Genomic DNA, 9,109 nt, shown 5'->3' with positions numbered 1-9,109 from the left:
CGCTCACGATTTTTCCACAGCCGCTTTCGCCGACCATCGCCAAGGTCGTACCAGTTTTTATCTCATAGGAGGTGTGCTCCACCGCACGAGCCGCCCCTTGATCGGTCTGACAAATAACGGATAGATCCTTTACACGGAGCAAAGTCGCTTCCGTGGTCGGAGAGCTGGGGAGATCATTATTTTCTATGGAGGTTGATAGGCTCATGGCGTTTAGCATACACAGCAAGATTCATGAAGAGCAAGCCAAAAAAATAAATTGTGCCTGCATTATTTTTTAGAACAACGCAGCGCCTCTTCCTTTTTAGTCGACAGCGCTCTTTTCTTGTCGCTTCTTCATCGCTCGCTTTTCTAAAAACATACCTTTCACTTGGTAATAAACCGAAAAACAGAGGAGACACAAAACCGGTAGCGTATAGCGCAATCCCGCGGCACGGAAACTATTGGTAAAAGTCCACACCCGCAATTTCAGATAACCGCCCACATGATCAACACGCCTTTTAATATGGTAATTTCCACGGCCGCGAACAAGCTGCCACGCTTTGAAATCGCGGAAGGTATTTTTTTCTATGTGGTAAACACGCATGGCGGGCCGGTAACGGATACGGACACCGGATTGTATGGCGTGCCACGCAAGCACCGTATCTTCGCCGCCTGCCACGGGGAAGCTGGTGTCGAAGCCGCCCAAAGTCTCAAAAATAATTTTGCGGAAGGCAAGATTGCAGCTGCTGAAACTGGCGGTGTACCCTTCTTCGTCGACACGCCACACCTTATCAAAGCCCAGCAGACCGCCGCCCGGAAAACCCAGTAACGCAACAGCCTTACCGAAAGGACTCACCCCACGCGTCACCGTATTGCCGGCAAGGATAGCGCCCCCTTGCAAGCCGTCCACCGCCTCCATCAAGGTATCCGCTTCGAGTTCACAATCGGTGTCCGTAAAAAACAGACAATCGCTCGCAGCAGCTTTCGCACCCAAATTGCGGCAGATGGCGGGTCCTCTATTCTCGGATTGATGCAAGATGCGAAACCGTGAATCTAAAATAAAGTCGTAAGCGGCCCCATCATTTGAGGCGTCATCAACAATAATAACCTCGAAGTTTTGCAGATGCTGACGCAACAACGAATCGTATAAGATCCGCATCAACGCAGGATCTGCATTATAAGAGGGGATAATAACGGAAATATCCGGTTCCATAAGCTTTAGTCTGTGTCCGATTCGACGGACGCATCTCCTTGCTTATACTCGCGCAAGTGCTCAATAAGCGCTTCCACATCATCGCTTTGTATGCCGTCCACGCCCCATGCGAGCAAGCTATCCCATGTTTCAGGGCCGCCATCATCGACAATGACCAACGCGCCGGCATCATGACAGGTCTTCACAAAGGATTCGCTAATATGCCGCCATGTTGACGCGACAAACTTCGGCTTTACCGTATCTAATATGCGCTGAAGATTTCGTTCAGCGCCGGGATCGGGCATGGGAACGCATTCGGGGCAATGCTTGATCAATTGCCGCAAATACAGCCCACCCACATACCAAATCACCTTATCGGTCATATCGTATTTTCGGATGAGCGCCACAACATCTTCCATATCTGCATATTTAAAATCCAAATAAATACCAATCTTGTCGTGACATAACTCAAGGATTTCTTCCAAGGTCGGAATGCGTTCTTCCTTCCATTCCTCTCCCACACGGCCGCCGATATCCATGGCTTTTAATTCGGCAAGGGTGTAGTTCTGCACCGCGCCGACAGCATCTTTCGTATAGGCGTCTACCTCATGATTATGCACGCTGACCAACTGCTTATCCTTTGTTTCGCGCACATCAATTTCAACAAAATCAGCTCCTACTTCAATGGCTTTGCGAAAAGCGGCCAGTGTATTTTCAGGAATGCCGCTGTGCACGCCCCGATGGGCAACCACATAAATCCCGCCATGGCGCGGCGCGATGGCAACGGGACTTTCCAAGGCAAGCGGCTGAAGCAGCAACATACTCGTAAGCAATATGGAATAGATCATGATCAAGTGTCTCCGTGTAGAATGGTGTTAATAATGGTGGCGGCAGCCATCATGCCAAAGAGGGCAGGTAAATAAGAAATCGTTCCGATAGGCTGATCCCGCGTGGGGGCGTCTGCGGCCGCGCCTCGTAAGGGCACTTCATCAGAGAATACACAGGGAATGCCTTTGACAATTCCCAAAGCGCGCAGCCGTTGCCGCAGCCGGCGCGCAAGGGGACAGCCATGGCTGCGGCTAATGTCTGCCACCTTGATCCGGAGCGGGTCAAGACGCTGCCCAGCGCCCATGCTGGCGACACAGGAAATCTGATGATCGTAAAGGTAGCGAAGCAGCGCCGCTTTGGCAGACAGATCGTCTATGGCATCAATGACATGCCATTCCCTCGTCAATCCTAAATCGTCAATGTTGGATTCATCCAGACAAATACAGCGCGTTATAACCTCCGTCCCGGCATGGATGGAGGCGACACGTTCTTTCGCCGCTTTCGTTTTATAGTGACCTATCGTAGCCGTCAATGCGAGGAGCTGCCGATTCAGATTCGTCGGCTCCACCTTGTCTGAATCCACGAGCAGGAGTGTACCGATCCCTGCCCGTGCTAAGGCTTCAACGGCATAACCACCCACACCGCCAAGACCTATGACCGCAACACGCGCCTGACATAAACGATCAATTCCATCATCGCCGACCAAAATGCGGGTGCGATGGAGCCGGTCTTCTTGTTCATGGGCATTGTCCATAGAGCCTTCCTTGGGGAACATTCCTTTCCTGATACCGTTTCATAGCGTGTTCTCACCCTATTATTACATTTTCTTTGGGATCCCCTCACCTCAATAGCCCGAAGAATAGACTAATCTCTTCCTTAGAGATGAAGATCAAAAAGGCGCGCCGCGTTGCGCGTCGTCATGGCGGCAATTTCCTCGGCCGGTCGCTCCAAGATCTCTGAGGCAGCGCGAAGGACGTATAAAATATTGGCAGGCGTGTTCGGCGTACCCCGCGCCTCGACAGGTGGGATATCGGGCGCATCGGTTTCCAACATAAAATGATCCGGATAAATGGCACGGAGCAAGCGCGCACGCTTCGGACTATTGCGCCAAGTCAACACGCCGCCCATGCTGAAGGAAAAGCCGTGTTGGATCAGTTCTTCCGCCAACTCCGGGCTGCCGGAAAAGTTGTGCACAACGCCGCCCCGTTCGGGACCGTACTTCCTCAACAGCATGAGCAGCTCATTGAAAGCACCTCGGCAATGAAGCACTACAGGCAGCTCCAGGTCCCGAGCAAGCTCTAGTTGGGGAATCAAAATATCCAGTTGCCGCGCCATGGGATAACGCTGCGTTTTCGCATCCAAGCCGATTTCACCGATAGCAACGGCTCCTAACGCCGCCGATGCCAACGAAGCAAGATGAGAATCAACACTTTCCGGACAATACCAAGGATGGATCCCCACGGCGAACTCCACCGCTTCATAGCGGCGCGCCAGCTCGGCAGAAAGAGACCACTGGGCGGGATATGCGGAAGCCGTGATCAACTTACGCACTCCCGCCCGTCGGGCAAAACTTAAGGTCTCATCCAGATTCGATTGGAAAAAATCGTTTTCCAGATGACAATGTACATCGACAAGCTCCATAAAAGATTCGTTTTAATGCATCTCAACTTCGCAGGTGCCGATAGCAGGCCGGTAATAATGGAAGACCACGTTGGGGTGGTTGGCGAGGAGGCTCATAGGCACGGCGCTGTCTGCCAGTCCTTTACTGATCATGAAAGCCGTGAGCCGCATGCCGAAAGGATTATCATGATTGCCTGCCTGCCAAATGGAAACCCGTTCCGATTTCCACGTTTCCACAGGTCCCACAGTCATGGCTTGCGTGGGTACATCGGACAAACGCCCTCCGCCGGAAGTGCGTGCATTTTGCATAATCGTCATGGGATGCAGGTCGACCATGCGCGAGCCAAGTTTGCAATATTCTTCGGGCGACGGCGGCTCGTCAATCCACTGACCTTCACGCTTCGGTGGATCATTGAACGCCCAATGTTTCACATCGCCCTGACCGCCTTGCATGACCATGCAGCGCATAGCGTCGAAGGTAGCACCGAATCCCTCAAGATCAATGGAAGGGAAGTGCATGTTCTCATCGCGGATACGCAGTTCGGGGCGCATGAGATTGAAGCAAAGGTCCATGTCCGCCTTCTTAAAAGACAAAGGATGGGTCGGCGCGACGGGCTTGCCATCTTCCACCCATTCGTCCATGCTCCAGAACTGGGCGTTGATCTTGGCCAAATTTAAATCAAGTGCATTGACCAGACGCGCTACCAGCGGCAATTGTTCGGTGGGACCAATGGGCCCGCAAATACCGGTAGGATTGTCCGGCGTCGAATCACGCCACGCCTCAATATATTCCAGCGCCTCAGCCAGATAGAAATCTTCCAACGTCTCGTGGAACACCACTTGGAAGCCTTCCCGTGACAACTGAAAAATATCCTTCTCGGTCAACGATGCTACATCGGCCAGCAAGGCATCATCCAAGGTTGTATAATCCCACCAATCGGGCGCGACAACACTGCGTTTACGCATGACATTCTCCTCTCATTCAGTTTTGTTGCTTAGACCACAATCAAAAGATAAATCATTATCGCCCAAGAAGGGGTGGTTTGGCAAAACCATATCTTTTCCCTGAACACAACGCACCGCATCTTTCCCGTCTAGGATCCTCTCATTGAAACTTTACCTCAAGAAAGTTCATCTGTTACACTAACACCTATTGTCTTTTAAGGGCCCATCGCCCACTGCTAACCAGGAGATTTAAAATGCAGCCTCTCATGAGATCCATCGTACTCGCAGCCCTCTTCCTTGGAATGGCCCTTACCACAACCGATATTTTCGCGCAGCCCCTACAAATTGAAAGCAGCGCCGCCCATCGTTACGTGCCCGTCACGATCCCTTTCTCTGGTGAAACGACAGCAGCGGCCTTAAACGTTAAAAACACACAAAACGGAGACATTTATCCTGCCACCCTACGGGAAGGTTCCCTGACATTTGTTGTGGACAGCATGGATGCCGCCGGAAAAATCGATGCGGAAGTAGTTGCCGCCGAAGATCAACCGGAAACCGCCAAGCAGGTTCTTTTGAAAAAGCGTGCCGATGAAGACGTGATTGACGTCACGATAAACGGCAGCCTTTTCACCGCCTATCACTATGGCACACAATGGCGCAAACCTTTTCTGTGGCCCGTGAACACGGAAGGCGGCATCAGCGTCACCCGCGATTATCCTATGGACGAAGAGAGCACACCGAAACCGGACCGTGATCATCCCCATCAAAAATCATTCTGGACCGCCTTCGGCGAAGTGAACGGTGTTGATTTGTGGGGCGAAGGTTCCGGCGCAGGCAACCAACGGTGCAAAAATGTGGACTTCGGTTCAGGCGACGCCTTCGGATGGATTCGCTCAGAGAACGTGTGGGAAGATCAGGACGGTAATCCGCTCATCGAAGAAATCCGAGAATACCGCTTTTACAATACCCCGGAAAATGCACGGCTCTTTGATGTATTCGTCAGCTTCAAAGCCGGATGGGGCGATGTACTGTTCAGTGACACCAAAGAAGGCGGTATTGTAAGCGCCCGTATGCGCCCTGATATTTGCCGAAAAAATGCGGTGATAACCAATGCCCTCGGCGATGTGGATGAAGCGCGGACTTGGGGCAAACCGGCGCCATGGTGTGATTTCTCCGGTGATGTGCCCGAAGTCGGCTGGCGCGGTCTGACCATCTTCGACAATCCCACGAACCTGCGGTATCCCTCCTGCTGGCACGTGCGCAGCTACGGGCTCATGGGCGCCAATGCCTTTGGCTATTCTTATTTCAACGAAAAGAAATATAACCAAGGGCTCATTCCCGAAAACGGCGACTATACCATTAAATCAGGGGAGTCCCTCGACTTTAACTACCGCATCTATGTACACAGCGGTACTGTTGAAGAAGCCAAGGTTGCCCAACACTTCGAAGACTATATCAATCCGCCGAAAGCCGCTTTCACAAAGTAAAATTATCCCCTAGTTTCCATATACATGGGCGAGTCACCCTGCGGCGACGCTATCACCATTGCGTTGCCGCGCCTTTATTTTAGGACAGCGGCGCAGCCCCGTCGTGACCCTCAGTTGTAAAGCGCCTCGAGTGCCCAACGAACAAGGTTAATGTTTAAGAGCAGCTGAATTCCCGCCAGTAGCGTCAAGACCATGATGATCCGATTAAAGAGCTTTTCAGAGACCCGAAAGTGCATCCATTTCCCCAGATAGGATCCGAGCGGAATCAAGGGAAGAAGCACCAGATCGAAGCGCAGAACAGAATAATCAATCAAATCGACTATGATGTAAAAGGGCAATTTCGTTAAGTTAATAAAGGTAAAGCACCACGCCACCGTACCCACAAAAAGCGTCTTGCCCAGACCTTGCGAAAAGACAAAGAGGCTGACAATCGGCCCCGCAGCATGGGCGATGGTCGACGCGAAGCCCGCGCAAATTCCCGCAACCCAAGCCATATATGGGCCGGCTTTTTTATCACGAACCCATTCCAAAGACACCTCTTTCGCAAAGATATAGAAAGCCATAAACAATGCGATGACACCCACAAACTTTTTGATATAAACGCCGTAGTGTTCGATGCCCGCCTCGCCCACCTGCCACCAAACGAGGGAGCCTAAAATAATGCCAACCACTGCCGGTACATAAATCCTGCCGATCAGTTTCCAATCTTTGTTGTGCCGATGATGATAAATGGCGTTCAAGTCCAAGAGGATAAGGAGTGGCAACAGGGACGCAGCTACCCTGTCTACCGGCATGACCAACATCATTAACGGTATGGACAGGATGCCCGCGCCGCCGGCAAAACCGGATTTGCTAATGCCTTGGATGAGAATGGCAATGGCAACAAAGATCCAAAACACAAGGGGCGATACCCCGTCAAGCATATAGGCAGAAAACATCAGACTCCTTTCGGCTCCTCAACAGATCGGGCGCATCAGAATGAAGAGGCATCCCGCGCCCGCAGATTGAAACTTCCCTCAGCCCTTTTTCTCTCGCTCTTTATTTTTTTGCATGATAAAGAGATAATTGAAGCCCCGCAAAAAATAATTGCCCTCTATAGCCGCTCGATGAAAATTCCCTTTGTCCAGCGTCTTATTGCGCCGTGTCACACAGACAATGTCGGTCGTGTCGAAGTGTGCGCATAAACGTTGATAAAGCTCAAAACCGATCGCGCAAAATGCTTTCCCTTTCTGAAAGGAGTCGCTCACATACAGCGCCATATGCCTTCCGGGGCGGAGAATGCGGTCGACCTCGTCAAATACCTTTTCCATGGAAAGGTAGTAATCCTCGGAGCGCGCACTTAATTTACCAATACAACGGGGATCGTCGCTGTAGTGGATATGTGTCGAATAAGGGGGATCTAAAAAAACAAAGGCGGCCTTCTCATCTTCCAAAGGGAGGGAGCGGGCATCACAATTAAAAATATCGGGACGGGTTACATTCACATCATAGCCCAGCGCACGGCGCTTCAGATCACGGGCAACATCCAAAGTGGTTCCGCTGCCAGCCATCACATCTACCACCAATTCACCGGGCTTCGTATACCGTTGGAGCAGGTTCCAAAGGATGTAGGCAGGGGTGGCGCCGCGATAGTCTTTGCTTCCTTGTGATTCGTCGCCGTATTGCTGCGATGGAAAATCCCAAAGCGTTGTTGTCATCAGTGTCGGTTTATAGGCCATGCTTAAAATCTCTGCGTTAATAAAAAAATACTTCAATAGAGCGAAGGAATAAAGCGCGTTGTTCACACGAGCTCGGAGACCAACACGAGTTTATTGATACAAATATGATACAATACCAATGCTGTAGAGAGGCAAGCTCTCCTGCAAGGCTGACGAATCTATCCCCCTCGAGACTACACGATGAATACACCGAAGCAGAATCGTACATCTATACTGAACATAGCGTTATGCAGCGTGGCTGTCATCGCCCTAAGCCTTTCTTTATTTTCCGGTTGTGTCCGTTCCAAACTGCCCCTCGCAAATATCAGCGTGCCTTTGCCCACCATGGAACCTATCCGAAATCTTTTCGGCAGTTATCGGGAAGGCAATTTCCAAAACCGAGATTGGGACGATGCGTTCTTAGCGATGCACCAAAAATTGACCCGCGAATATCCCTTCACAGAATGGAAAGAATTGGATTGGGACGGCTTGTATGAAGCGTGGGCACCTCAAGTGCAAGCCGCCATGGATGCCAAAGATAACGCCGCTTACTATAAGGCGATTCGATCCTACTTGTACGCCATTCCCGATGCGGGGATCAACATCAATACGCAGGAAACCTACCGCAACGACGCCATCGGCGGCGCCTTCGGCTTTTCAATCCTCCCCTTAGACGATGGACGTATCATTGTCGTTCGCGTAGAACCGGGTTTCTTCGCCGACATGGCAGGTTTGGAATGGGGCTCCGAAGTTATTGAATGGAACGGACTGCCCATTGCCGAGGCTTTAGAACAAGTACCGCTCCTGTGGGGAGATGCCCCTGCCGCCACCAGGGATTGCCGCATCCTCGAACAATGCGCCTTGCTGACACGGGCACCCATCGGCGCGAAGGCGCTCTTAAAATACAAGAAACCGGGCTCTGAAGCCTTATGGACCAGCCGCCTCGAAGCACGGCGCGATTTCTATCGAACGCTTCATGATCTCATACCCGAAGGTAAAGTCATATCCGAGTTTGACGCGCCCTTCGAATCACGAATCCTTGACGGCAATATTGGCTATATAAACATCCACTGCCACGCTGCCACGCTGGTCATGCCCTTCCCCGCCCGCGCCTTCCGAACGGCTATCGAACAATTTACCAAAGCAGAAGTGAAAGGGATCATCCTTGATCTGCGCGGCAATGCAGGCGGTCAAGATCTCTTAGCAGTCGAGTATGCGGGGCACTTCACACAAAGCCCGCTGTTCTACAGGAACCTCGTCGCTTTTGACTATGACAAAGGCGGTTTCGCCCTCAACGAAGAGGAGTCCTTGACCATTGAGCCGAAAGATCCTTATTTCGGCGGCCCTGTCATGGTGCTGAT

At 51.5% G+C, this 9,109-nt stretch carries 10 protein-coding genes; 2 read left to right on the top strand and 8 right to left on the bottom strand.

Annotated elements, in window-relative coordinates:
* The 6 genes from GX117_10860 to GX117_10835 form a co-directional block, all read right to left on the bottom strand.
* Positions 1-217: hypothetical protein (locus GX117_10860; protein NLO33838.1), on the bottom strand; the 217-nt coding region annotated here is incomplete at its 3' end.
* A gap of 84 nt (positions 218-301) precedes the next feature.
* On the bottom strand, positions 302-1,192 hold the full coding sequence (locus tag GX117_10855; protein ID NLO33837.1) for a glycosyltransferase family 2 protein: 891 nt from the start codon (positions 1,190-1,192) through the stop codon (positions 302-304).
* A gap of 5 nt (positions 1,193-1,197) precedes the next feature.
* A complete protein-coding gene (locus tag GX117_10850) occupies positions 1,198-2,019 on the bottom strand; it encodes a glycerophosphodiester phosphodiesterase family protein (GenBank protein ID NLO33836.1) in 822 nt (273 codons plus the stop codon).
* Positions 2,020-2,021: 2 nt separating this feature from the next.
* Positions 2,022-2,753, bottom strand: a complete 732-nt coding sequence (locus tag GX117_10845) for a tRNA threonylcarbamoyladenosine dehydratase (GenBank protein ID NLO33835.1) — start codon at positions 2,751-2,753, stop codon at positions 2,022-2,024.
* Positions 2,754-2,875: 122 nt separating this feature from the next.
* The gene (locus GX117_10840) at positions 2,876-3,640 is read right to left on the bottom strand and encodes a TatD family hydrolase (protein ID NLO33834.1); all 765 of its coding nucleotides are present in this window, start codon (positions 3,638-3,640) and stop codon (positions 2,876-2,878) included.
* Positions 3,641-3,652: 12 nt separating this feature from the next.
* Positions 3,653-4,585, bottom strand: coding sequence for a glucosamine-6-phosphate isomerase (locus GX117_10835; GenBank protein NLO33833.1), 933 nt, complete (start codon positions 4,583-4,585; stop codon positions 3,653-3,655).
* 233 nt (positions 4,586-4,818) lie between these two features.
* On the opposite strand from GX117_10835, the gene GX117_10830 reads away from it, so the two are divergent.
* Positions 4,819-6,051, top strand: a complete 1,233-nt coding sequence (locus tag GX117_10830; protein NLO33832.1) for a hypothetical protein — start codon at positions 4,819-4,821, stop codon at positions 6,049-6,051.
* A gap of 110 nt (positions 6,052-6,161) precedes the next feature.
* Here the strand turns inward: GX117_10830 and GX117_10825 are convergent, their stop codons facing one another.
* Together GX117_10825 and GX117_10820 are read right to left on the bottom strand one after the other, a co-directional pair.
* The gene (locus GX117_10825; protein NLO33831.1) at positions 6,162-6,989 is read right to left on the bottom strand and encodes a sulfite exporter TauE/SafE family protein; all 828 of its coding nucleotides are present in this window, start codon (positions 6,987-6,989) and stop codon (positions 6,162-6,164) included.
* A 78-nt stretch (positions 6,990-7,067) separates the two neighbouring features.
* Positions 7,068-7,769: a DNA methylase gene (locus GX117_10820; protein ID NLO33830.1), complete on the bottom strand. Its 702-nt coding sequence runs from the start codon at positions 7,767-7,769 to the stop codon at positions 7,068-7,070.
* 180 nt (positions 7,770-7,949) lie between these two features.
* Between GX117_10820 and GX117_10815 the strand changes: the two genes are divergently transcribed.
* The coding region (locus GX117_10815; protein NLO33829.1) for a hypothetical protein at positions 7,950-9,109 on the top strand (1,160 nt) is incomplete at its 3' end.

The organism is Candidatus Hydrogenedentota bacterium (genome assembly GCA_012523015.1).
Taxonomy (GTDB): Bacteria; Hydrogenedentota; Hydrogenedentia; order Hydrogenedentales; family CAITNO01; genus JAAYBJ01.
This window is presented reverse-complemented; position numbering and strand designations above follow the sequence as displayed.

What these genes read in the sequence shown, in the direction of transcription:
- GX117_10855 (NLO33837.1), bottom strand. Translation starts at nt 1,192, where the DNA reads ATGGAACCGGATATTTCCGTTATTATCCCCTCTTATAATGCAGATCCT.
- GX117_10850 (NLO33836.1), bottom strand. Translation starts at nt 2,019, where the DNA reads ATGATCTATTCCATATTGCTTACGAGTATGTTGCTGCTTCAGCCGCTT.
- GX117_10845 (NLO33835.1), bottom strand. Translation starts at nt 2,753, where the DNA reads ATGGACAATGCCCATGAACAAGAAGACCGGCTCCATCGCACCCGCATT.
- GX117_10840 (NLO33834.1), bottom strand. Translation starts at nt 3,640, where the DNA reads ATGGAGCTTGTCGATGTACATTGTCATCTGGAAAACGATTTTTTCCAA.
- GX117_10835 (NLO33833.1), bottom strand. Translation starts at nt 4,585, where the DNA reads ATGCGTAAACGCAGTGTTGTCGCGCCCGATTGGTGGGATTATACAACC.
- GX117_10830 (NLO33832.1), top strand. Translation starts at nt 4,819, where the DNA reads ATGCAGCCTCTCATGAGATCCATCGTACTCGCAGCCCTCTTCCTTGGA.
- GX117_10825 (NLO33831.1), bottom strand. Translation starts at nt 6,989, where the DNA reads ATGTTTTCTGCCTATATGCTTGACGGGGTATCGCCCCTTGTGTTTTGG.
- GX117_10820 (NLO33830.1), bottom strand. Translation starts at nt 7,769, where the DNA reads ATGGCCTATAAACCGACACTGATGACAACAACGCTTTGGGATTTTCCA.